Annotated in this window: 20 protein-coding genes; 5 read left to right on the top strand and 15 right to left on the bottom strand. The window is 51.6% G+C overall.

Annotated elements, in window-relative coordinates:
* Positions 1–81: 81 nt before the first annotated feature.
* A complete protein-coding gene (locus ACYUJT_RS16880) occupies positions 82–1,536 on the top strand; it encodes a S41 family peptidase (protein WP_460324283.1) in 1,455 nt (484 codons plus the stop codon).
* A gap of 208 nt (positions 1,537–1,744) precedes the next feature.
* Here ACYUJT_RS16880 and ACYUJT_RS16875 read toward each other — a convergent pair whose 3' ends face one another.
* Together ACYUJT_RS16875 and lipA are read right to left on the bottom strand one after the other, a co-directional pair.
* The gene (locus ACYUJT_RS16875; protein ID WP_460324281.1) at positions 1,745–2,137 is read right to left on the bottom strand and encodes a YutD family protein; all 393 of its coding nucleotides are present in this window, start codon (positions 2,135–2,137) and stop codon (positions 1,745–1,747) included.
* Positions 2,138–2,163: 26 nt separating this feature from the next.
* Entirely contained in the window at positions 2,164–3,063 is a 900-nt protein-coding gene (gene lipA / locus ACYUJT_RS16870; protein WP_460324279.1) for a lipoyl synthase, read from the bottom strand.
* 226 nt (positions 3,064–3,289) lie between these two features.
* Here lipA and ACYUJT_RS16865 point away from each other — a divergent pair, with 226 nt between their 5' ends.
* Positions 3,290–4,306 carry a M23 family metallopeptidase gene (locus ACYUJT_RS16865; RefSeq protein ID WP_460324797.1) on the top strand — a complete coding sequence of 339 codons (1,017 nt, stop codon included), beginning with the start codon at positions 3,290–3,292 and terminating at the stop codon, positions 4,304–4,306.
* Positions 4,307–4,337: 31 nt separating this feature from the next.
* Here the strand turns inward: ACYUJT_RS16865 and yunB are convergent, their stop codons facing one another.
* The 6 genes from yunB to ACYUJT_RS16835 all read right to left on the bottom strand — a co-directional run bounded on the left by yunB (position 4,338) and on the right by ACYUJT_RS16835 (position 11,305).
* A complete protein-coding gene (gene yunB / locus ACYUJT_RS16860; protein WP_460324277.1) occupies positions 4,338–5,099 on the bottom strand; it encodes a sporulation protein YunB in 762 nt (253 codons plus the stop codon).
* Positions 5,100–5,198: 99 nt separating this feature from the next.
* On the bottom strand, positions 5,199–7,508 hold the full coding sequence (locus ACYUJT_RS16855) for an ATP-dependent helicase (protein ID WP_460324275.1): 2,310 nt from the start codon (positions 7,506–7,508) through the stop codon (positions 5,199–5,201).
* A complete protein-coding gene (nadE, locus tag ACYUJT_RS16850) occupies positions 7,447–8,274 on the bottom strand; it encodes an ammonia-dependent NAD(+) synthetase (protein WP_460324273.1) in 828 nt (275 codons plus the stop codon). Before nadE ends, ACYUJT_RS16855 begins: the two co-directional genes overlap by 62 nt.
* A gap of 102 nt (positions 8,275–8,376) precedes the next feature.
* Positions 8,377–9,867, bottom strand: coding sequence for a nicotinate phosphoribosyltransferase (locus tag ACYUJT_RS16845; RefSeq protein ID WP_460324271.1), 1,491 nt, complete (start codon positions 9,865–9,867; stop codon positions 8,377–8,379).
* Complete coding sequence (locus ACYUJT_RS16840) at positions 9,864–10,448, bottom strand: cysteine hydrolase family protein (protein WP_460324269.1); 585 nt, start codon at positions 10,446–10,448, stop codon at positions 9,864–9,866. Before ACYUJT_RS16840 ends, ACYUJT_RS16845 begins: the two co-directional genes overlap by 4 nt.
* A gap of 80 nt (positions 10,449–10,528) precedes the next feature.
* Complete coding sequence (locus ACYUJT_RS16835; protein WP_460324267.1) at positions 10,529–11,305, bottom strand: NUDIX hydrolase; 777 nt, start codon at positions 11,303–11,305, stop codon at positions 10,529–10,531.
* A 258-nt stretch (positions 11,306–11,563) separates the two neighbouring features.
* On the opposite strand from ACYUJT_RS16835, the gene ACYUJT_RS16830 reads away from it, so the two are divergent.
* Together ACYUJT_RS16830 and ACYUJT_RS16825 are read left to right on the top strand one after the other, a co-directional pair.
* Complete coding sequence (locus ACYUJT_RS16830; protein WP_460324265.1) at positions 11,564–14,296, top strand: S8 family serine peptidase; 2,733 nt, start codon at positions 11,564–11,566, stop codon at positions 14,294–14,296.
* Positions 14,297–14,308: 12 nt separating this feature from the next.
* A complete protein-coding gene (locus ACYUJT_RS16825; protein ID WP_460324263.1) occupies positions 14,309–14,950 on the top strand; it encodes an S-layer homology domain-containing protein in 642 nt (213 codons plus the stop codon).
* Between the two features lie 253 nt (positions 14,951–15,203).
* On the opposite strand, the gene ACYUJT_RS16820 is transcribed toward ACYUJT_RS16825, so the two are convergent.
* Positions 15,204–15,995 (bottom strand): TrmH family RNA methyltransferase, encoded by a 792-nt coding sequence (locus ACYUJT_RS16820; protein ID WP_460324261.1) that lies wholly within the window; start codon positions 15,993–15,995, stop codon positions 15,204–15,206.
* A 20-nt stretch (positions 15,996–16,015) separates the two neighbouring features.
* The gene (locus tag ACYUJT_RS16815; protein ID WP_213593129.1) at positions 16,016–16,690 is read right to left on the bottom strand and encodes a potassium channel family protein; all 675 of its coding nucleotides are present in this window, start codon (positions 16,688–16,690) and stop codon (positions 16,016–16,018) included.
* A gap of 126 nt (positions 16,691–16,816) precedes the next feature.
* On the opposite strand from ACYUJT_RS16815, the gene sspI reads away from it, so the two are divergent.
* Entirely contained in the window at positions 16,817–17,050 is a 234-nt protein-coding gene (gene sspI / locus ACYUJT_RS16810) for a small acid-soluble spore protein SspI (protein ID WP_460324258.1), read from the top strand.
* Positions 17,051–17,179: 129 nt separating this feature from the next.
* Here sspI and ACYUJT_RS16805 read toward each other — a convergent pair whose 3' ends face one another.
* The 5 genes from ACYUJT_RS16805 to zwf all read right to left on the bottom strand — a co-directional run bounded on the left by ACYUJT_RS16805 (position 17,180) and on the right by zwf (position 23,305).
* Positions 17,180–18,763 carry a peptide chain release factor 3 gene (locus tag ACYUJT_RS16805; RefSeq protein ID WP_460324256.1) on the bottom strand — a complete coding sequence of 528 codons (1,584 nt, stop codon included), beginning with the start codon at positions 18,761–18,763 and terminating at the stop codon, positions 17,180–17,182.
* 151 nt (positions 18,764–18,914) lie between these two features.
* Positions 18,915–19,553, bottom strand: a complete 639-nt coding sequence (locus ACYUJT_RS16800) for a nitroreductase family protein (RefSeq protein WP_460324254.1) — start codon at positions 19,551–19,553, stop codon at positions 18,915–18,917.
* A 77-nt stretch (positions 19,554–19,630) separates the two neighbouring features.
* Positions 19,631–19,963, bottom strand: coding sequence for a 4Fe-4S binding protein (locus ACYUJT_RS16795; protein ID WP_460324253.1), 333 nt, complete (start codon positions 19,961–19,963; stop codon positions 19,631–19,633).
* Positions 19,960–21,558, bottom strand: a complete 1,599-nt coding sequence (locus ACYUJT_RS16790; RefSeq protein ID WP_460324252.1) for an FAD-dependent oxidoreductase — start codon at positions 21,556–21,558, stop codon at positions 19,960–19,962. The genes ACYUJT_RS16795 and ACYUJT_RS16790 overlap by 4 nt, the downstream gene beginning before the upstream one ends.
* Before the next feature lie 199 nt (positions 21,559–21,757).
* Positions 21,758–23,305, bottom strand: coding sequence for a glucose-6-phosphate dehydrogenase (gene zwf, locus ACYUJT_RS16785; protein ID WP_460324250.1), 1,548 nt, complete (start codon positions 23,303–23,305; stop codon positions 21,758–21,760).
* Positions 23,306–23,323 lie beyond the last annotated feature (18 nt).

Below are 23,323 nucleotides of genomic sequence, written 5' to 3'. Positions count from 1 at the left end.
TTTTCTATACAAATTTCCCTTTTTTACCTGTATGATAGAATTATATTTAGTTAATACATAGCAAAGGACGTTTATACGATTATGCTGAAATCATGGTACAAGACAGCTTTAATTTCCCTCCTTCTTCTAGCGCTTTGCCTGCCTCAATCGGTATATGCAGACAGCAGCGCGAATGAAATAGCGGCGGAGACCAATGACCTCGATGTACTCAGAGAGGTTCTGCAATACTTGAATGATAACAACCTTGAGGGCGCTCAGAGGGAAGAGTTCATCGAAAACGCCATACGGGGCATGGTTTACACATTAGAAGACCCTTATTCGGATTATTTCACGAAGGAAGAGCTCGAGGAGTTTGAGAATGATCTTAATCAGGAATACGTCGGCATTGGAGTACTGCTCCGGTATGTCCAAGGCAAGCTCTACGTCACCGAGGTACTCGACGGATCCCCTGCGAAAGCGGCAGGTTTGCGCAAAGGGGATGTCATTACAAACGTAGACAACTATCCCGTGACCAGCGCCGATGATATTTATCTCATTCAAGGGGAAGAGAATACGAAGGTCGGCATCACGATTAAACGGGGCGGCAGCAAGCTTACCTTCCAGATTGCAAGATCCCACTTCGCTTTGCCGGCCGTTTCAAGCCGCATGATATCGGCGGGGGATATCGGGTACATTGCCATTTCTACTTTCTCTGACCAAGCGGATGAAGAATTCGCCGTGCATTTGAACAAGCTCCGGAAGTTAGGCATGAAGTCACTCGTTTTGGACCTCAGGGATAATTTGGGGGGGTACGTGGAATCGGCGCAAAATATCGCGAAGCATTTCCTCAAAGACGGCGTGCTAATGTACATCGAGAGTCAGAACGGCGTGCTGGAAACCGTTAGAGTTACGGATGGCAGTTCAATTAACATGCCGGTCGTCATTTTGACCAACGAGTGGACCGCCAGCGCCTCGGAAATTTTAACCGCAGCGCTGCGGGACAACGGCATTGCCAAAGTCGTAGGGACCCAAACTTACGGGAAAGCGCGCATCCAGAACATCTTCTCTTTGTCGAACGGCGGCTCCTTGAAGATGACGATTCTGAAGTACTTGACGCCGAAGCGCGAGGATTTCAACTATATCGGCCTTGAGCCGGACGTGGAAGTGAACCTCAACCAGACTGCCCAGCTCATTGCGGCCTTGCATCAAATCGGCCTCAAGAACATGGAAGTCAGCGGAAATGCCTCGGAGTTGAACATCAACAACGTGTCTTTTAGCGGCTACCTCGACGTGGTCCAGGAAGGCAGCAAAGTATACGCCTCCTCCCGCGTGCTCGCTGCCCTCGTCCAAGGCCATGCTTCCTGGACGGGACAGACCGGCGTACTGACAATCACCGAAGGGTCGGGAAAGAAGCAGCAATTTAAGCGGGATGCCGGCAGTGTCAAAAATCTTAACGATGAAACCTTTATCGAGCTAGGCGACTTCAAGAAGAAATTTCCCGAAATCGATTGGAGCTACCAACAGGGTTTATTGAAGCTGAAGGTAAAAACAAAGTAGCAGTCATTGAGAATTTATGCAATTATCTAGTTGATTCAAGTGATTAAGTCCATCTCAGATAAAATCCTGCTAATATGCAGGATTTTTCTTTTTTCTCGAGATAATAACCTTCCCTACAGCAAAAAAAGTCGCCCTCCGAATAAATCGAAGGGCGACTTAATGATTTGTTAGTTATCCTGCATGCTGCTTAAGGAGCTTGTCCTATTAGCTATTCGGAGTCATTCTCCGGATTCGCGGAAGCGACAGCCTTGGAGCTGCCCCTTTGCTCTTTCTGTTCCTTCTGATCCTTAGGCTCCTTCTGCTCCTTAGGGTCCTTATTGTCCCTGGTGTCCTTCGTCTTCTGAAGAACAAAATAAGCGCAGCCAAAATTGCAGTACTCGTTGATGTAGTCCGTGATTCCCGAAAAAGCGGTATCCCGGTTCGCCTTGGGATGGTTATCCCGCAAAAAGCCTTTGAGCCTCAGCTTCTCGTAACCCCAGTCCCCAAGGATGTAATCGTACCGATCCAGCACTTCACTGTATCTCTGCTTGAACGCTTCAACGTCCCAAGCATTCTTGTAATTCTGAATCAGCTCGTATGTTCTGCCACCGATCTGAATCATTCGGTATCCCCCTCTTGCCTTGCCCTTTAAATTTCTGCCGGAACGCTGTCCTGACGGCTCTTCGCCGATTTAACCTGCTCGTGGGCGTGATAAGAGCTGCGTACAAGCGGGCCCGACTCCACGTGACTGAAGCCGCGCTTCATGCCCTCTTCCTTCAGCTCGGCAAATTGTTCCGGCCGATAGTATTTCTCCACGTTTAAATGCTGCGGCGAAGGCTGCAAATATTGACCGATCGTCAAAATATCGCAATCCACGGCCCGCAAATCGTCCATCGCTTGCAAAATCTCGGGCCACTCCTCCCCTACGCCGAGCATAATGCTGGATTTCGTAGGAATATCCGGCTGCATTAACTTGGCACGCTGAAGCAGCTCCAATGAGCGGCGATATTTGGCCTTGGCGCGCACCCGATCCGATAGGCGTTCCACCGTCTCGATATTGTGGTTTAAAATATCCGGCTTCGCGTCCATGACGATGCGCAGCGAATCCTCGTTGCCTAAGAAATCGGGGATTAGCACCTCCACACTGCAGAGCGGCAGGCGCTTTCGAACAGCGCGGACCGTCTCCGCAAAAATGGATGCCCCCCCATCTTTCAAGTCATCCCGTGCCACGCTGGTAATTACGCAGTGACGCAGCCCCATCTTCTCCGCAGCCTCGGCAACGCGCTCGGGCTCCTGCAAATCCAGCTCCGTAGGCAATCCGGTATTGACTGCGCAGAAGCGGCAGGCTCTCGTGCAAATATCGCCGAGAATCATGAATGTGGCCGTACGGTTGGCCCAGCATTCATATATATTTGGACAACGCGCTTCTTCGCATACCGTATGCAGCGTCTTGGAACGCATCATCTCTTTAATTTCCTGATAATTATCGCCGGTCGTCAACTTGATTCGAATCCAATCCGGTTTCGGCTCCTTAGCTAGTTTGGACAAGAATAGAGACCTTCCTTCTCTTGGAATAGGCTATAGCGCCATTATTATACCATGAATCGTATGGAAAAACCTCATTGACAAATGGAATAAAAAAACATCTTTTATCCCAACCTAAAAAAACGTTGTTTACTCTAAGGGTAATCGGCGACGGAATTTTAAAGGAGGAGATCTCATCTTGAGGTCGAGTTTATTCTTCGTCAGCAGAATTATTCCTTGCCTCGTTGGCATGACGTTACTAACGTCATTATGGAGTATTCCCGGTTTTGGCGCATCAGCGGCAGAGGCTCCCGGCAAGCCGAGCTCGTCTCCCCCAAAGAACGATTATGAGCTTAGAAGGAGCTTGTATGAAGAGATTGGTTTGCTAACACAAATTCCTTGGCACTGGCTGGCCGCGATCGATCAATATGAGCGGTCTATCATCCCGCGCAGCCAGCAGCAGGGCACAGATATGAACAATAAATTAATTCGAATCCGCTTCAAGGATCCGGTATGGGCGGGTCCCTTAAACCCTAACCCGAATGATATGAACCCCGCAACGATCGCCCTATTCGGCGGCATCGGCAAAGACGCCTCGTCAGACGCTAAAGCCGACCCCCTAAACGATCGGGATGCTCTATATACGATGGCGGCCTATTTGCTTCACTTCGGCTATAGCGACGACGATATCCGCATCGCCCTATGGCGTTATTACCAGAACGATTCATCCGTCGAGCGAATCCGCCAATTCGCTAAAATTTACAAAACCTTTAACCGAATCGACCTTTCCGATAACGCTTTTCCGCTTCCCGTAAGCAGCACCTACACCTACCGGGACACGTGGGGAGACCGGCGCGGCTGGGGCGGCCTGCGCACGCACGAAGGGACGGATCTGTTCGCCTCGTATGGCGTGCCCGTTCGCAGCGTTTGCTACGGCATCGTCGAAACCAAAGGCTGGAATCCTTACGGAGGCTGGAGAATCGGAATTCGCGACTTGAACAACCGCTACCATTACTACGCACATTTACAAGGCTTCGAGAAGAAAATCAATATCGGCGACACCGTCAGCCCTGGCCAAATGCTCGGCTGGGTAGGCAGCAGCGGCTACGGCCCCCCGGGAACACAGGGCAGATTCCCGCCCCATCTCCACTATGGCATCTACAAAGATACAGGAACGAGGGAATGGGCGTTCAATCCCTTCCCCCTGCTGAAGCAATGGGAAAGATCAGAGAGAGTAAAAAAGCAAAACAACAAAGGAGCCTTTTGAGGGGCTCCCTTAATTTCCGTCATTTATTTCTTCACTCATGCCCGGATTCCGTACTTGGGCTTGCTGCTGGTTGCTCGGGGATCGACGGCAAAGCGATGTTCGGCGCACTCACACCGTTCTCTCCGACGGGATTGCCTTTGCTGTCATAGTAATACATCGGGACATCGCCAACTACCAGCATATAGGATACCGGTATCTCCGTCTCCACAGCCTGTGCTCCCATGTCAAAAGGAACGACCACAGCCAGCTCCGTCCGTACGCGCAGAAATACTTCCACGAGAATCATATTGATACCCGCCTCCTGGCGGCGGGTATTCAAATCGACCTTAACATCGCCCTTCGGCTCAATGCGGATGGGGATATTCGGGCCGAAGGAGGCCAGAATGGGACTGCCTAGCGCCTGTCCGAGAGGGATATGCTCCGACAGCCGGGACACTTCATCAATCGTAGAACGAACCGTCTGGATCGTATCGGACGTAATTTGCATATGAGCGGAGTAATTGAGCATGAATCCGGTAATTTTGCCGGAGGAATCGGTCTTCCAGTCGATAAGGCTGTCGATTTGCTCCCGATTGGCTACTTGGGCTGTAATCGCCTCATTGATCGATTCGGTCGCAATCTGCTTTACCCGGATTTGGGCCAGATGCTTAATGGGCCCGACCATATTGCGTTCCACATACTGGCCAAACAGCACGAAGGCCGTGACAAAAAAGACGAAAATGATGAACCAAATATGACCTTTGCTGAGCTTTCCCCTTCTTCTTCGGCTGTGCCATCCCCTTCTGATCCGCATTCTCTATCCCCCCAGGCAGCGCTTCATTTGCTTCACCACCCAGTTTATGCAGGATCACCTTGAAAAAGACGGACTAACTCCCGGTTTGTACCTTCCCGATCACTCCGATATTACCACTGGATCCGGCAGTTCTAGCAGCCCCATATCCAGGCATGTCCGAACGGAGAGCCGCTTGGTTCCGGCAGCAAACCGCATTTCGATCAGGTCAGTTGGCCCCGACACATTGACCACTTCCCCTAATCCGAATGCACGGTGCATAACCTGCATACCCGAGGACAGCTTCTCCAGCGACCGAATCGTATTCTCGTTGAACGAGGGAGCCGGAGCCCGTGCCCCGCCAAGAGCTCCGCTCCCTATTTGCAGTCCGGACTTCAGGCTCACCTGAAGCTGTGGAGGATGCAGAATCGTCCGAACCTCGCTAAGTAACGTGGATTCCGTCGCCTTCTCGCCCTCCCTTTGCTGATAAGTCAGCAGCTCAAGCTGCAGCTTGGCTCTTGTCATGCCAACATAGAACAGCCGGGCCGCCTCCTCCATTAGCTCGCCGTTCCGGTCGCCTCCCTTCAGATCCTCCTTCGATGGAATGATGCCGTTAATCAAATCGATCATATATACGTGCGTGAATTCCAAGCCTTTGGCGCTGTGAAAGGTCGAAAACGTGACGGCATGCTGACCCTTTCTGGATTTGGAGGACTTCAATAAAGCCTCCAAATGCTTGAGGCGCTGCGCGAATTCCTCCATCGAATTTAAGGACTCCGCAATCTCCTCCAGTGAATTAAGTATGCCTAGCAAATATTCCTTCCGGAAACCAAGACGCTCGCACATCTTGTCGAGAGCTTTGTCATAACCCAGCTTCGTTCGGATGACATCAATCGCCTCTAATGGCGGCATGCCTTTCATCTGTTCAAAAATCCATTTGCACTGCGGCAGCTGCTTCTGCTGATAATCCTGCAATGGCACGTAATTCAACAAATTATCAAAGACGGATTCATTATTATGAATGTCCTTCAATGCAGCCATCTGCTGCTTCGTAATGTAGCCATTAAATTTCGTATGAATGGCTTCCAAAATATCCGGCCGCCGGTCCGTATACGACATCCTCATGAAATTGAGAATATCCTGCACCACCCAGTGCGAAAAGAAACGGTTGTCCGCGTCGCGCATGTAGAACGGAATCCCGGCACGGTCAAATTGATTCATCAGGTCAATGGAAGAAGAATTATTCCGATAAAGAACCGCTACTTCACCTAAATTTTCCAGCTTGCGGATTTCTTCGACTAAATACTTTGTTTGCTGCTTATAGTCGGGCAAGGCCTTGATAGAAATCGGCTGCCCCTCTTCGTTCTGTGTGAACATCTGCTTATCGTAGCGATTTTTGTTCCGTTGGATAAACTGATTGGCTGTTTCGACAATATTTCTGGTAGACCGATAGTTCTGCTCCATATACAGAATCCGCGCTTCCGGATACACCTGCCGGAACTCCAGCAAATAGGACGGCTCCGCCCCTCGCCAGCTATAAATCGATTGGTCGTCATCCGCTACCACGCATAGGTTCCGATGCTCCATAACGAGCTTCTCGACGATCGCATGCTGCACCAGCGACGTATCCTGGCTTTCATCCGTCAGCAAATAATCATAGCGCCGCTGATATTTGCGGAGCAGCCGAGCGTCTTTACCGAGAATGTCATTAGCCAGTGTCAGCATGTCGTCAAAGTCGATGAGCAGACAACTCGGATGCGTTCGCTTAAATCTTTCGTATTCGCTGAGAATCTGCTTCGCATGACGCACGCCGCAGGACACGTCGCCCCATTTGTGCTCGGGAATCATTTTATTCTTAATATAGCTAATATAGGTCGTTAACTCTTCCAACTGGTCATCCGTGATATTCTCTCCCGTGACTGTTCTAAATATATCACGCAATATCAATTTCTTATGCAAAGAGGAGGCCGTAGGATTACTTGCTTCCCCGGTTTCTATATCATCGCTCGCTCCATGCCCCTCGATAATTTGGAAGGATACTCCTTGGACTCGGAAGCATTCGCGCACAATTTCAAAGGCCAGGCTGTGGATCGTGGAAAAATCGACGGACGGCAGCTCCGGAAAAAAGCGTTTGAACCGCTCCTTCATATCCCCGGCCGATGCCCGGCTGAAGGTGATTGCCTTGATGCGGGAAGGCTGCACACCCTTTTCCTCGATCAGGTGCGCGATCCGCATCAGCAGCGTCGTCGTCTTGCCCGAGCCTGGCGAAGCAAGCAGCAGCAGGGGGCCCTCTGTATGAAGAACCGCCTGCTGCTGCACTTCATTGAGATTTACAGCAATCTGCTGTTTTTTTCGTATGAGATTCACTTCCCTATTTCCACCATGTATCGAACGGTGTCGCCGGAAGCTCCCGCTTGTGCCGGGAAATAGCATAACGCATCTCGATACTCGCTTGATCCTGCGGATCAACGGCATTTCCCGTCAAATATTGATCCAGCACCTCGTAGGTAATCCCAAGCTCAGTTTCATCGGATTGCAGGGGCTTGTTATCCAACAGATCGGCCGTCGGTATTTTCAGATACAAGCGCTCAGCAGCCTTGAGCTCCATAAGCAGGTCGCGTCCTTGTCCCTTAGTCAGTCCGGCCAGCGGCAGTACGTCAGCCCCTCCGTCCCCGAACTTCGTAAAGAAGCCAGTAATGGACTCTGCGGCGTGATCCGTACCTACAACCAAGCAGCCGGTCTCTCCGCCGATCGCATATTGAACGATCATGCGCATCCGCGCTTTGGCGTTGCCTTTATTGAAATCGGATAACTTGAAATTGGTACTTTGTTCTACCACGTTAGCCAAAGCTATAACAGGCTCCTGAATGTTTACGACAAATTCCTGGTCGGCCTGAATGAATTCCATCGCCGCTACAGCGTCGTCTTCATCCTGCTGTATTCCATAAGGCAGGCGCACGGCATAGAACGTCGCGTCGTATCCTTCGGCGCGAAGCTCCTCTACCGCCAATTGCGCCAGCCGGCCGGCCAGGGTGGAGTCCTGTCCTCCGCTGATCCCCAGCACATAGCCTTTCGCACCGGCCTTTCTGCAATAAGCTTTCAAGAAGTCGATCCTGCTGCGAATTTCCGCTTTCACATCGATGCTCGGCTTAACGTGCAATGCTTCAGTGATTTCCTTTTGAGTATTATCGATTGGCATTGAAACTTACTCCTTTCTACCTGTTGAACCGGCTCCCCTAAGTCGATTCATATCCAACTCTATAAAATTATCATTACCCGTATAAGTTTGAAAAGCAATCATTCACGAATGTCGCTGCTGAACCTTGTACTGCGCTTCTTCGATCAGCCTCATCTTATTATTCCAACAATCTTGACTTAAATTAACAGGATATTCGGCCGGGTTCAAGAGGCGCTTGTATTCCTCCCATAGCACATCTAAATTATCCGCTGCAAACTGCCTGATTTCCTGCAGTGTTGGGAGCTCATATACCAATTCTCCATCTTCAAAAATCGTCTGGTGCAGCTCCCGCGCTTCAAAGTTAGTAACGAATTTGGCGATAAACGTGTGAACAGGGTGGAACATTTTCAGACGTTCCTCGCGCTGCGGGTCTTCGTATTCCAAAGCAATATAATCACCTTCCGATTTCCGATTGCCTTTGTTGATAATTCGATACACTTTTTTACGGCCCGGCGTCGTAATTTTTTCAGGATTCGAGCTGATTTTAATGGTATCTACCATTTTACCATGTTCATCTTCAATCGAGATCAATTTATATACAGCGCCAAGAGCAGGCTGGTCGTAAGCGGTGATTAGCTTCGTGCCGATACCCCAAACATCGATTTTTGCTCCCTGTGCCTTCAGGTTCATGATTGTATGTTCATCCAGGTCATTGGTGGCGTAGATTTTTGCGTCAGGGAAGCCAGCCGCATCAAGCATTTTACGGGCTTCCTTCGAGAAGTAGGCCAGATCCCCGCTGTCCAGGCGTATGCCGTTGAAGTTAATACGATCACCGAATTCTTTGGCTACCTGAATAGCGGTAGGTACCCCCGATCTAAGCGTATCATACGTATCGACTAGGAATACACAGTCTTTATGACATTCCGCGTATTTGCAAAAAGCGGTATATTCGTCGCGATAGGCCTGAACCATGGCATGGGCATGCGTTCCGACGGTAGGGATGCCAAATAACTTCCCGGCTCTGACATTCGACGTAGCCTCAAAGCCTGCAATATAAGCGGCCCTAGTTCCCCAAATTGCGGCATCCATCTCCTGGGCTCGGCGGGTGCCGAACTCCATGCTCACACCATCCTCGATCACTTGTTTAATCCGCGAGGCTTTACTTGCAATCAGCGTTTGATAGTTGACGATGTTCAGCACAGCCGTCTCGATTAACTGTGCCTCTGCGAGCGGAGCTTCGATCTGCATGATCGGCTCATTGGCAAAGACAAGCTCCCCTTCCCTCATCGAGCGCACCGTTCCCGTAAAACGCAGTGTTTCAAGATAGGCGAGGTAATCGTCGCCATAGCCCTCCTCTTTTAAATAAGCCAAATCGCTCTCTGTAAATCGGAATTCCTTGAGGTAGCGAATGACCCGCTCCAGTCCAGCAAAGACAGCATAGCCGTTTTGAAATGGGATTTTGCGAAAATAGAGATCGAATACCGCTTTACGCTCATGCATTTGATCCCGCCAATAGGCCTCAGCCATATTAATCTGATATTTATCCGTATGCAGTGCAAGCCCGTCGTCGGCGTATGGCGTCTGCGGAAGCTGAATGTTCGTGTAAGTGCTCATTTTACCTTCCCCTCCTGCTGCTGTAGAATCGTTGCACCGAGTGTTCCTTGGAAATGTCTCAACGCCCATGCATGCCCTTCCTGGTCAAAGCTAGCTACAGCATCCGCATGAATCACCAGCTCGAATCCTTTGTTATAAGCATCTACTGCGGTGTGCAGCACGCAAATATCTGTACACACCCCAACCAAATGAAGCTCCGTGATTCCCCTAGCGCGAAGAACCAACTCAAGGTCAGTCCCCGCAAACGCACTGTATCTGGTCTTATCCATCCAATAGACGTTGCCCTCGTCCTTATAGGTTTGATATACCCCGTCTAGCGCTCCGTAAAGCTTGCGCCCGGCCGTACCCTCGATATTATGCGGCGGAAACAGCTTCGTCTCCGGATGAAGCGTGTCGCCCTGCTTATGCAGATCGATCGCTAGTACAACAAAATCATTGTTTTCAATAAATTCTCTAGTGAGCTCAACCATCCTGCCTTCTATCGCCTGACCCGGCTTGCCGCAGGTCAACGCCCCGTCCGCAGCAACGAAATCATACGTGTAATCCACGTTAATCAAAGCTCTTTTCTTAGTAATGATCATCATGAATTCCTCCTTTTAAACTTAACAATTATAAATTTGTTAATTAATAAGATAAAGAAAAACGTCTTTCGACGTAAAAATCATTTTCTAGCGTGGTAAATCGAGCTGCTCACCTCAGCATCCACGAAACGATACAGTTGAGTCGGTTTCTTCGACGTGCGCGTCGTCTTCTTTCCTTTGATTTCCTCAATAAAAGGCAAGGTTTTGATCTTGCGGGCAAATGCGGCGTCCAGAGCGATCGCGGAATCTTGGGTCACCGTCAGCAGCACGGCTTGCAGTTCCGAATACGTAAATTCCTCCGGAAGGAACTCCTTGGCTATCGTTGTCTCTAACAGCTTGTGACGGATAACCTCAATCGCGTCGGCAATAACTTCGGCATGGTCGAAGGCAAGATCCAACTTCAGCACCTCATCCACGGTAAAAAGCTCGACCTCGCTCGCATCGTCATTCGCCTGACGATCAGTAAGCTGGTGCTCGGGAACGATCGCATAGTGAGCGTTGGAAATGATCCAGCCTCGCGGGTCGCGTCCCGGAGCATCGTATACGCCATAATGCTGCAAATGAATGCGGTCTACGCCCGTCTCCTCTTTCAGCTCCCGTGCAGCGGATTGGAAGGCGGTCTCCTGCGGGTCCACAAAGCCGCCTGGCAAGGCCCACTTGCCTGCTTCAATATTGGGGCGCCCCTCACTGTCGATCATGCTACGCCTAATCAGCATAATCTGCAGCTCCATAAGGGGAGGCTTGAACATTTCGGTCTTTTTGGATCTTATGGTGAATACCGCAATGTCTGAGGTATACCCATCAGGGGTTCTATATTTTTTAACGTCATATTGCTGTAACGCCTGCTTGTTCGACATGCTGCGTTTAAGCCCCCTCATAGCCTATTTATATAACAATTAACGATTTGTTAATTGTATTATCGGCTTTGTTCCTTTATTTGTCAAGGGCAATAGTCATGTTTTTCCATAGGCCTAAAGTCTTTAATTCTATTAATAACGTTCATTTACCAGCCGATATAGTGATAGACGCACATATCATTCAGGCAGAAAGGAGTGACTCTACTTCAATTGCTTCTTAGTATTAACAGATAAATAAGAAGGAGAGATTTATACTCTATGAGCAGATTAACAAACAAGATTATCGCATCTGTTCTCGCCATTTCGCTGCTGCTCCATTTAGAAGTCTTAGGGCTGGGGCCAGCCAGCGCCAATGCCTCGCTGTATGGAATGCAGCAGGAGGTCATTGTCGTTTACAAAAACGAGGATGGCAAGGAAGCTGTATACAACGAAAGTATTGATATTCTTCATGAATTCGACACCATCCCTGCCGTAGCTGCTACGGTAAACAATCACGATCTGCCTGCATTAGCAGCCGATCCGAATATCGCGCTGATCGAGCGCAATATTACCTTCCGGATTACGGGCGGGGATTTCAAAACCGCGTCCATTACCTCCGAACAATCCGGATGGGGCTTTCAGGCAGTTAAGCCTACCCTGATGTGGAACTCAGGTTATACGGGCACAGGCGTCAAAGTGGCCGTCATTGATTCCGGGATCTATCCGCATCCTGAATTAGCTATAGCCGGAGGAATCTCGACCGTAGATTACACGAATAGTTACACGGATGATAACGGACACGGGACGCATGTCGCCGGTATTATCGCCGCCTTAAGCAATAGCACGGGAACGGTAGGTGTTGCGCCCGGCGTCCAACTTTATGCCGTAAAAACGATGGATCAGCATGGTGAAGGAACACTTCAGGACGTCCTTGAAGGCATCGAATGGTCGATTCAAAACCATATGGATATCATCAACCTTTCTCTTGGAACAGATACGCATTCTCAGCTGTTAAAGGATATGGTAGACCAAGCGTATGCGCAGGGGATCGTCGTCGTCGGTTCGGCAGGCAACAGCCAGACGACGGAAGACGCGAACGGCAATATCGTCCCTGTTCCCTTAAGCACTTATACGGTCAACTTCCCCGCTAAATATGACAGCGTAATTGCTGTTGCCGCGGTGGATGCCAATAACGCGCGCGGCGCCTTCTCCTCGGTCGGCGATGAAGTTGAAATCGCAGCACCTGGCGTTGACATCCTATCGACTTATGTCAGCGGCGGCGCTCCCGCTTATGCGATATCCAGCGGAACATCGCAGGCGGCTCCGCATGTCTCCGGCATGATTGCTCTGCTCAAACAGAAAGATCCCGGAATGACCAACGTGCAGCTTCGCGAGGAAATCAAAAAATATGCGGTGGATCTGGGACCCGCCGGACGGGATATCGAATATGGTTATGGCGCAGTGACCTTCGATCGGTCACTCGATCAAACCCCGCCTGCGAATGTCACGAATCTTCAAGTCGTTGGAAAGACCGATTCTGAGATTTCGATTGCTTGGAATAATCCGGTGAATTCGGACTTTGCAACCAATAACATTTACGTCAATAGCGTTTATGCAGGCAGCGCAGCGGGCCAAGCGTTTACCTTGACCCAACTGCAGTCAAGCACGTCTTATTCAATTACCGTTAAATCGACGGATTGGAGCGGAAACGAATCTTCAGGCCAAACGGTGATGGTCACTACCGAGGATACACCGCAGGTACCGGATAAGACTGCCCCGGCAGAAGTATCGGATCTGATGGTCACGGCAACGTCCTCCACCTACGTGAAGCTAGGTTGGACCAACCCGACAGACCCTGACTTTACAAAGGTCTATCTATACCTTGATGGAACCAAGGTATACGAAACTGCGGGAACATCTTATAAATTCGAAGGGCTGACCTCGAATACAAGCTATCGCTTTGGGGTAAAAACAGTAGATCTTACCGGTAATATTTCATCCGGATTGAGCCTTACTGCCTCTACCCTAGCTAGAGGCGCTAATGATCCAGCAGGCCCTGGCAATGAACCGCCTGCAGCGGATACGACGGCTCCAGCGGAAGTAACTCAGTTAGCGCTGGTTAACGCGACAAGCTCATCGCTGCATGTCGGTTGGAGCAATCCGGCAGATCCCGATTTTGCCAAGGTTAAGCTGTACATCAACAATAATTACATTACGGATATAGCAGCTTCATCATACAAATTCAACGGTTTGCTTGCGAACACCGCCTATAACATCGTGGTCAAGACCGTAGACATCCATGGCAACATATCCGATGGAGCTTCGCTAAGGGCAAGGACGCAACCCGCTCCGGCCGTAAATAATCCCGCACCTTCGACGCCTCCTGCGTCAGGAGGACCATCGGCTCCGGGAGGCGGTATCATTCAGGTACCGGTTAACGTAACACCTGCCCCGGCAGGAAATACGGCACAAGTCGGAGAGCAGGGTGAAGCCGATGCAGCTGCAGGGAACCAGCTTCAAGAAGCCAAGGCATCGCTAGATAAAGCCAAACAGACGCTAACCATCGGTGACTTCGTCCAGGCCAAAATGGCCGTTCAAGGGCTAACTGATCAAGAGAAGCGCGAGGAGTTCCGGCAGGAATTGAATCGCCTCAAGGAAGAGCTGAGCATTCAGGATCTTCCGTCCAAACAAGGGGTTCGTTCTACTACCCCGATCGGCATTAGTCTTCAAGTTGCTATGAAAAGCGCAAACTATAAATACATTGACCCATCGTCCCTGAAGCCTGGCGAGAACATCTTCGTCCTGAACAGTAAAGGGGAGGCGATGCACGATACGGTAGAGATAAAAATACTGTTTAACCGGATTCATGTTACGCCGAAGAAGGGCAAGTTTGCTGCCAAAGAAACCTACACCATCATCATGGACACGACAGTAAAAGGCAAGCCGGGCCCAAGTTCGGCTCAGAGCTTTGAACTGAAAAACCCGTTGATTATAGAGTTCACAACAAGATAGGGGTTGGCAACTATGAAAATTCGAACACATACAAAACTAATCATCACATCTGCACTGGTCCTGTCTCTTCTCGGACCTGTCCTGCCGCCAACGCTTCATGCTGCAGGGCAGCTTTCCTTCACGGACGTCAAGAAGGACTCCTGGTATGAAGAGACGGTGCAATGGGCCGTTTCCAAGGAAATGGTCAAAGGATACGCCGACGGAACTTTCAAGCCGCAGCAAACGGTAAGCGAAGCCGAATTCCTAGCTATGCTGCTGCGGGCTTTCGAGCCGGAGCTGGCCACCTCCGCTCAGCAAGGCCATTGGGCAGATGCTTATTATGCCCGGGCGAAGCAGCTAAATTATCCGGTCACCGGCTACAAGGAGCTTCTATCTAGAAATCAACCGATTTCTCGGGAGCAGGTTGCCGAATTGGTCACCGCCACGGAAGGCGTCAACTTCAGCGGGGATCATGCCATTCACTACGTGCTTGCCTTCGGGCTCGCTACGGGTAAAGACCCGAATGTCGTAAGCGTGGACAGCTATGAAGGCAAAAGCGCCTTGACGCGCGCTGAAGCTCTGCAGTTCATCAAAAATGTCAGCGAATACGGCATCGGCGGACTGCTGGAAAGACCAGTTGAGAAAAATAATCCGTTGGATCTTCCAGAGCTATAATCTGACGCATAACGCCCAACCTCTACTTTGATAGAGGTTGGGCGTTTTCTTTTAGATGGCGTATCCGATTGACCGATTTTAAGAATGAAGTATCAAATATACACTCTAAAAATCGGTTACGCCCCTAGCCCTGTTATCATAATATAGTCAGGCAATGCACTTCCAGACAAAAAAATAGCATGGGACTATTATAAATCCGATGCTATGGAAAAAGGCAAATTCATATTAGAGTTTGGATCAGATTTTTTATTGTCTAAAAATACCGCTGCCGCTGCGCCTCAAACAGCAGTACCGAAGCGGCCATCGCCACGTTCAGCGATTCCGCCTGCCCCCGCATCGGGATAAGCAGCCCGTCGTCCATCAGCTCACGCACGTTCGCACTAAGGCCTCTTGCCTCGCTGCCGAACAGGAGCCATACCGGCCCCGTAAAATCATACGCATAGCAGCTCGCCGCCGCCTGCAGGCTCGTTCCAGCCAGCCGGATGCCCCGGGCTTTGGCCTGGGGTAGAATATCGGCCAAATCGCCTTCGATCACGGGCAAATGGAACAGCGAGCCCATCGTCGAGCGGATGACCTTCGGATTGTATATATCCGCGGAGCCCGAGCCGACGATCACGCCGCTCGCCCCTACGGCATCCGCGCTGCGAATGATAGTACCGACGTTCCCAGGGTCCTGCACGCCGTCCAGCACGACGACGAGGCTGCGCTCCTCTGCCAGCAAGGGCTCGAGCTCGCCGCTGCTTTTGCGGGCGACCGCGAACACAGGCTGTGGCGTTTTCGCATCGGTGCATTTGGCGATGATCGCGGACGTCACGCCGATCCACTCCACATCCAGCGAAGCGGAGGCTGCCCCCGACAGCTCGGCGGGAATACCCCGCTCGATTTCATAGCATACGCATTCCAGATCGGCTCGCGCCTTCAGCGCTTCCTGCACCAAATGAATGCCCTCAATTACGTATTTTAAGTGCTTGTCTCTGTTTTTCTTCTCAAGCAGCCCAGCCCATTCCTTCACGCGGGGATTGTTCGGAGAAGTAATTTGCTGCATCGATCGTTCATCCCCTTAGATTATGATTCCGAATAAGCCAGCTCGAGCTTCGTCAAATCGTTTTTCTCGCCGACAATGACGAGCACATCGCCTTCTTCAAGCCGGTCGTTGGCCGCTGGCGATATATTCATTTTGCTGCCCGTCTTGATCGCCATGACGTTGCAGCCGAACTTGGCCCGGATGTCGAGCTCCTTCAGGTTTTTGCCGACCATCGCCTTCGTGATCTGCAAATCCACGATGCTGTATTCGTCCGACAGCTCGATGTAGTCGAGTATATTCGGTGAAGTCAAATGATGAGCGAGGCGAAGCCCCATATCCCGCTCCGGATAGATCACCTTATCCGCACCGATCTTATTCAGTACCTTGCCGTGCAGCTCGTTCTGGGCTTTGACGATAATGATCGGCCCGCCCAAATCTTTAAGAATCAGCGTTGTCAGAATGCTGGCCTGAATATTCTCGCCGATCGCCACAACCACGACATCGAAATTGCGTATGCCCAACGCGCGAAGCGCTTCTTCATCCGTAGAGTCAGCCGATACGGCATGCGTCACGATATTCGATACGGCTTGCGTACGCTGCTCGTTGGCATCGATTGCCAGCACGTCGAAGCCCATATTGCTTAAAGCGCTGGCCACACTAAGCCCAAAGCGGCCCATGCCGATAACGGCGTATTGTTTTTTTGCGGATTGTGCCATGCTTCCACCTACCCGAGTCGATATTTATGCGAAATAGTATACCATAACCTGTCCCAAACTTGTATTTTCAGAGCGTAAGGCGGGAACATTAACACCGGGCAATGATTATTTCAGGGAGGTATGGATATGCCAATTACTCTTGACCTTAGACAAGCGGTTGTGCATAAAATGCACGGCAAAAACGAAGCAGGCCTTCGGGACATGGTAGAGGGCTCGATTGATGCCCAGGAAACCGCGCTTCCCGGACTAGGGGTCGTCTTCGAGATCATCTGGAAGCACATCGATGAAGCCGAGAAGGGTGAAATGATCTCTCTCCTGAGTAAAGAGCTTGCTTCTGCCGAGCTGAAGCCATTGAAATAAGGATAGCCCGCCATCAACACAACAAAGGAAGCCTTCTTACCCGGCCGGTAAGGAGGCTTCCTTGTGTATCAGGAGCGGGAAGAGCTTTAGCTTCGCCTTTGCTTTCGCCCGTCCGCCTTCGTTGTTCTCTTATGGCGCCGTTTCTAAGAACTTCGCATCCGGATTTTTCTCCATCGCAGTTCTCATCGCATACTCGTTCTCGAACAAGACGACATAATTGCCCTTCTTATCTGTCACCAGCGTCGAATTAATCCGGAATTTCGAAGGATCCACCTTATCCGCGACGATCCAGCGCGCGAATTGGAACGACATGCGCTGCAGCTGCACATCGACGCCGTATTCCGCCTTCATGCGGTACTCGAACACCTCGAACTGGAGCTGCCCTACGACGCCCAGCAGCGTGTCCTCGAAACCTACCGTCGTAAACACCTGAATCGTTCCCTCTTCCGTAAGCTGATCGATCCCTTTCTGGTACTGCTTATGCTTCAAGGCATTCTTCACGGTGACCTTGGCAAAAATCTCCGGGGAAAACGTCGGCAGCTCATCGAATTCGATCTCGCTTCCTTGGCTAAGCGAATCGCCGATCCGGAAAATGCCGGGATCGAACAATCCGATAATATCGCCTGGATAAGCCTCGGTAACGATATCCCGATCCTGGGCCAGGAACTGCTGCGGCTGGGAAAGCTTGATTTCTTTGCCCGCCCGGACATGCCTCACCGACATCCCCCGCTCGAATTTGCCTGATACGATGCGCAGGAAAGCAATTCGATCGCGGTGCGCAGGGTTCATATTTGCCTGGATTTTGAACACGTAGCCAGAGAACTTCTCGTTCGTCGGCTCAACCAATCCGGTCAAGCTGTGGCGCGGTTCCGGCTTTGGAGCAAGAGTCAGGAAATTATCCAGGAACGTCTGGACGCCGAAATTATTGACGGCGCTGCCGAAGAAAACCGGAGTCAACTCGCCGCGGCTGATTTTCTCCATATCGAAGGGATCTCCCGCGACATCAAGGAGCTCCAAGTCCTGGCAGAGCTGATCGTGCAGGTATTCCCCAGCCAATTCGCGGATCACAGGATCCTGATAATTCTCGACCTTCTTCACTTGGATGTGGGAATGATCGTCTCCTTGGAACAATTCAACCTGATTGTTCATCCTGTCGTAGATGCCCGACAGCTCACGTCCCGAGCCGATCGGCCAGTTCATCGGCACGGAGCGGATGCCCAGCACCTGCTCCAGCTCCTCCATCAGATCAAACGGATTCCGGCCTTCCCGGTCCAGTTTGTTAATGAAGGTAAAAATCGGAATGCCCCGCTTGGCGCAAACCTGGAACAGCTTGACCGTCTGAACCTCGACGCCCTTGGCCACGTCGATTAGCATGACGGCTGCGTCGGCAGCTGTCAATGTACGGTAAGTGTCCTCACTGAAATCCTGGTGGCCAGGGGTATCCAGAATGTTGACCCTATGGCCATTATAATCAAACTGCATGACGGAAGAAGTGACGGAAATTCCGCGCTGCTTCTCGATTTCCATCCAGTCGCTTGTCGCATGCTTGCTAGCTTTGCGAGCCTTGACGGACCCTGCCAGACGGATCGCGCCGCCGAACAGCAATAATTTTTCGGTTAATGTTGTTTTCCCGGCATCCGGGTGGGAAATGATCGCGAACGTACGCCGCTTATCCACTTCCTCTTGCAGCACTTGCCCCAATGCTTTGCTCATGTATCACTAGTCCTCTCATTCCACAAATTCATGTTGTATATTGTAACATATTTTGTCTCTTTGTACGCAAAAACACCCTCACATCTTGGGAGATGTCGAGGATGCTTTTGTGTCTTACCGGTAATAGCTTATGCTTGCAGACGCTATATGGTCACTTGACGGTTCGAGATTCGGAAAAATCTCCCCATATGATGCTTTCCCGCAGTGGACGGCGGCCGCTCGGCACATTCCTTTCCTTGAACTTATCCGGCAGAAGCTCTGTGCTACCCGGGTATCCGAGGGCAATGACGGCATGGAGTTCAAAGTTCGCCGGAATGCTCAGCCGCTCTCTGGCCTTCACCCGGTCATATCCGCCGATAGCCCGGGTATTCAGTCCAAGCAGAGATGCCTGCAGAGCAATGGATGCCCATGCCGCCCCTGTATCGAAGGCATGCGCCCCGTTCAGCTTCCCATCCTCTTGCACGGACGATAATAGGAGGATCAGCACGGGTGCTTGAGCCGCCCACTCCAGGTTACCGGGAACAATAAACTCATGGAACAATTTCAGTTGCGCCTCTTCCCTGGCCACGATAAACCGCCACGGCTGAAAATTATTCGAGGAAGGCGCCCAGCGTGCGGCCTCCAGAATCGCCAGCAGCGTTTCTTCCGCTACGGGCCGGGCGGCAAATGCGCGGGATGACCAGCGGTTAACGAAGAGCGGGTCAGCTCCATGCTCCGCTGCACGGGATAGAACCCCTTCTACAATAGAATTTGCCGAGGCAGGTATGGCCGTTAGTTCCGATTGACTCATGCTATCATTCTCCTCTCGTTTCGCTTAGCAATTTATTTTGCTTTTCGACTTGCGGATTCATTTCTAATTCAATACATTTATGGAATCGCACGAACGGCTAATTGATGCATGTATTCATGCGATGATACCGGCTTGCGCCCCGGGCCCCACCCAACCTTCTCGCGGTATCCGCCCAGCAGCCCGCATTCCTCCAGCGCAGCTTCCCGCACCTCCTCTCGCGCCTCCGCAAAGGGCGATACGTACATCGCATCGGCGGGACAATACAGTTCGCACATAAAGCAGGTCTGGCAATCGTCCTGGCGGGCGATCATCGGAATGCCGTCCGCTCCTTGATCGAAGACGTCGGTCGGGCAGACGCTAATGCATAGATTGCATTTCACGCAGCGGCTCTCGCTAATCAGCTCGATCATTGCAGTACAGCCTCCTTGCCGATCGGCTCCGGTCTGACGCTGATTTCATCCAACCCCCAGGTGATCAAGCGGTGGTGCTGAGCTTGATCCAGCTGGGGATAATCGTCGCGCTTATGCATCCCCCTCGACTCACGGCGGGCTAACGCGGACTGATACATCCATCGTGCCGTAGCCGTCATCGCCGCCGCCTCGCGCAGCTTCACGCCTTCACGATCCCACCCGGCGCAGTCTTTCCGAAGCGTATGCCACACCTGTTCCAGCCGCGCAAGCGATGCCTTTAGCCCCGCCTCGGAGCGGAAAAGATTCCGGTCGTAAGGCATGACCTCCTCCTGTACCGCCTTTACATACTGCTCGGGAGTATACCCTCTCCTCTTGGAATCACGGCTGTCCAGCGGCAGCGATAAGGCTGACAGTCCCTTAACCCGCCGCTGATAAGCGCGCGGTCCCAAACGCCGGGCATATTCCGATGCGCCGTCTCCGGCAAAGCTGCCTGACGACATCGCCCAGGCGGCGTTATGGCTGCCTCCGCCAGTAAACCCGCCGCATATGAGCTCCCTGGTCGCCGCATCGCCGGCGGCATACAACCCAGGCACCTTCGTCGCACATGATGCATCGATGATATGGATGCCTCCCGTTCCGCGGACCGTTCCCTCAAGGCGCAATGTGACGGGAAAGAAGTCGTGGAACGGGTCAATACCGCAGCGGTCAAAGGGCAGAAAAAAGTTGCTCTGGCCAACCCGCAGCAGCGGCCTGATCTCCTCAGGCGCCAAATCAAGCCGTGCATACACCTGCTGGCCCGCCAGCAAATTCCGGGCGATGATGGAGCGCCCCTGTTTGGAGGCGGCTCCTTCGACCAACGAACCGTCCTCATAATAGAAAGAGGCGTACTGATAATAAGCTGTTTTGGTCACGGAAGCAAAAGCAGGCGAAATCCCATAGGCATTCGAAAATTCCATACCCGAAAACTCCGCTCCCGCTTCCGCGGCCATCAAGTAACCGTCTCCTGTCAGTACGTTACAGCCCAGAGCTTTGCTCAAGAAGGCGCATCCTCCCGTGGCAATGACGACTGCGGCCGCCCGAACGGACCATGTCTGCCCGGTTCGAGAACGAACCCCCGCGGCTCCTCCCACGCCGTATTCATCGGCCAGCAGTTCAAGAGCGGGGCTGTGATCCAATATTCTCACTCCCGCCCGTTTCACCGTTTTGCGCATTAGGCGCATATACTCCGGGCCCTGCAATCCCCGCCGATGCTGCTGTCCCAGCCCGTCTTCGGGAAACGGATATCCCCATTCGGCGAGCATGCCCATGTTGTCATACGTCTGGTCAAGCACGCGGTTCATCCATTGCGCGTCGGCCAGTTGCCCACCCAGAAAGTAGCGGCTGCGCTTCGCCTCTTCACGGGCAGCCGCCTCAGGTTTGACGTACCATACGCCCGTGCCCGACGGGGCTGTCGCTCCGCTCGTACCGCAATACCCTTTATCAGCCAGAACGACCTGAGCTCCTTTCCTTGCCGCTGTGATTGCCGCCCAGGCACCAGCCGGTCCGCCGCCAATAACCAATACGTCTGCCGATAAATCCAAACTCTTTTCCCGCATGCCATTCACCTCCTGCCCAAACAAAATGGAGACACCTCCCTTATTACGGGAAATGCCTCCATTCGAATGGTCGACGTTTAATCCTCATTATTCGTATGTGAATAATTAAATTTTGTTATTTTCTACAATAACAAGACATCCTTAATCTGTCAATAAATTAAGCCGCCCGTCAGCTTAAAGCTGACAGACGGCTTTCATTTTAACCCTTGATCCAGATTACGTTATCTTCTTCCTGTCCGTTAACCGGCCACCAGTGGAAACCATCCTGCGCAAGCAGTTGATCAGCTTCCTCCGGCCCCCAGGAACCGGCTGCATAATTACTGATATCGCCCGACTCCTGCGCCCAAGCGGATGCGATGCGGTCTACGAACGCCCAAGCCGTAGCCACTTCATCCCAACGCGTGAAGTACGTCGAATCGCCGTTGGCTGCGTCATGGATCAAGCGCTCATAAGCCTCAGGCGAGTTGATGCCTACCTGGCAGCTTTGGCAGAACTCCATCGCCAGCGGGCTGATCTGCGATTCCGTTCCCGGCTTCTTCGCGTTGATCTTGATGTAGATCCCCTCCATCGGGTTCACGCGGATAACGAGCAGGTTCGGCTCAAGCTTATGCTTCTGGCCCAAATAAACGTTGGTAGGCATTTGCTTGAATTCGACAACGACTTCTGTCGTCTTGACCGGAAGGCGTTTGCCCGTGCGGATATAGAATGGAACCCCAGCCCAGCGGAAATTGTCCACATATACCTTAGCTGCGAAATACGTCTCCGTATTAGAGTCCGGATTCACCTTATCCTCCTGGCGGTAGCCCGGCAGCGACTTGCCGCCGCTCTCGCCTTCGGAGTATTGTCCGCGCACCACGTTCTCCTTCACTTCCTGCGCCGATGCGTAAGGGCGAAGCGAGCGAAGCACCTTCACCTTCTCATCGCGGATATCCTCGGCAAGCAGCCGGCTAGGCGGCTCCATGGCAATCATCGTAAGCAGCTGCAGCATGTGGTTCTGCCCCATGTCCCGCAGGGCCCCGGCATTGTCGTAATACCCGCCGCGCTCCTCGACGCCTACAGTCTCGCTTAACGTAATTTGAATATTGGAAATATGCTTATTGTTCCAAAGCGGCTCGAAGAACGCATTCGCAAAGCGAATCACTTCGATATTCTGCACCATCTCTTTACCGAGATAGTGGTCGATCCGGTAGATCTCTTCCTCTTTGAACACTTGGTTCAACTCTTCGTTCAGCTTCTGAGCGGAGATCAAGTCGTAGCCGAATGGCTTCTCGATCACAAGACGATGCCATCCGCTGCTATCCAGCATGCCGCCCTTCTGCAAGTTGAAGGATACGCTGCCGAACAGCTCTGGAGCAAGTGCCAAATAGAACAGGCGATTGCCAGGGATGCCGAAACGCGCCTCTACTTCCTCAGTCTGCTGCAACAGCTCCCGGTATCCGTCTATATTGTTAATGTCGAGTGATTTGTACGAAAAATGCTCTGCAAAACGACTCCACTCCGCATCATCCTCGACCGAATAACGGCAAAACTCCTGAATGGAATGATATACATCATCACGGAATTCTTCTCTTGAGCGGGGACGTCGCGCCACGCCAATAACCGCAAAATCTTCCTCGAGCTTCCCTTCGCGATACAACGAATATATTGCGGGAAACAACTTGCGCCTAGCCAAATCTCCGGTTGCTCCAAAAATGAAATATACCGCTCCTGGTGTCTTCACTGACTCTAGATTTTGTATTTCAGTCATGGCTCCTCATTCTTTCTA

The organism is Paenibacillus sp. YSY-4.3, assembly GCF_054767475.1.
Note: the sequence above shows the minus strand (reverse complement) of the source record. Positions and strands in the feature narration are given on the sequence as shown.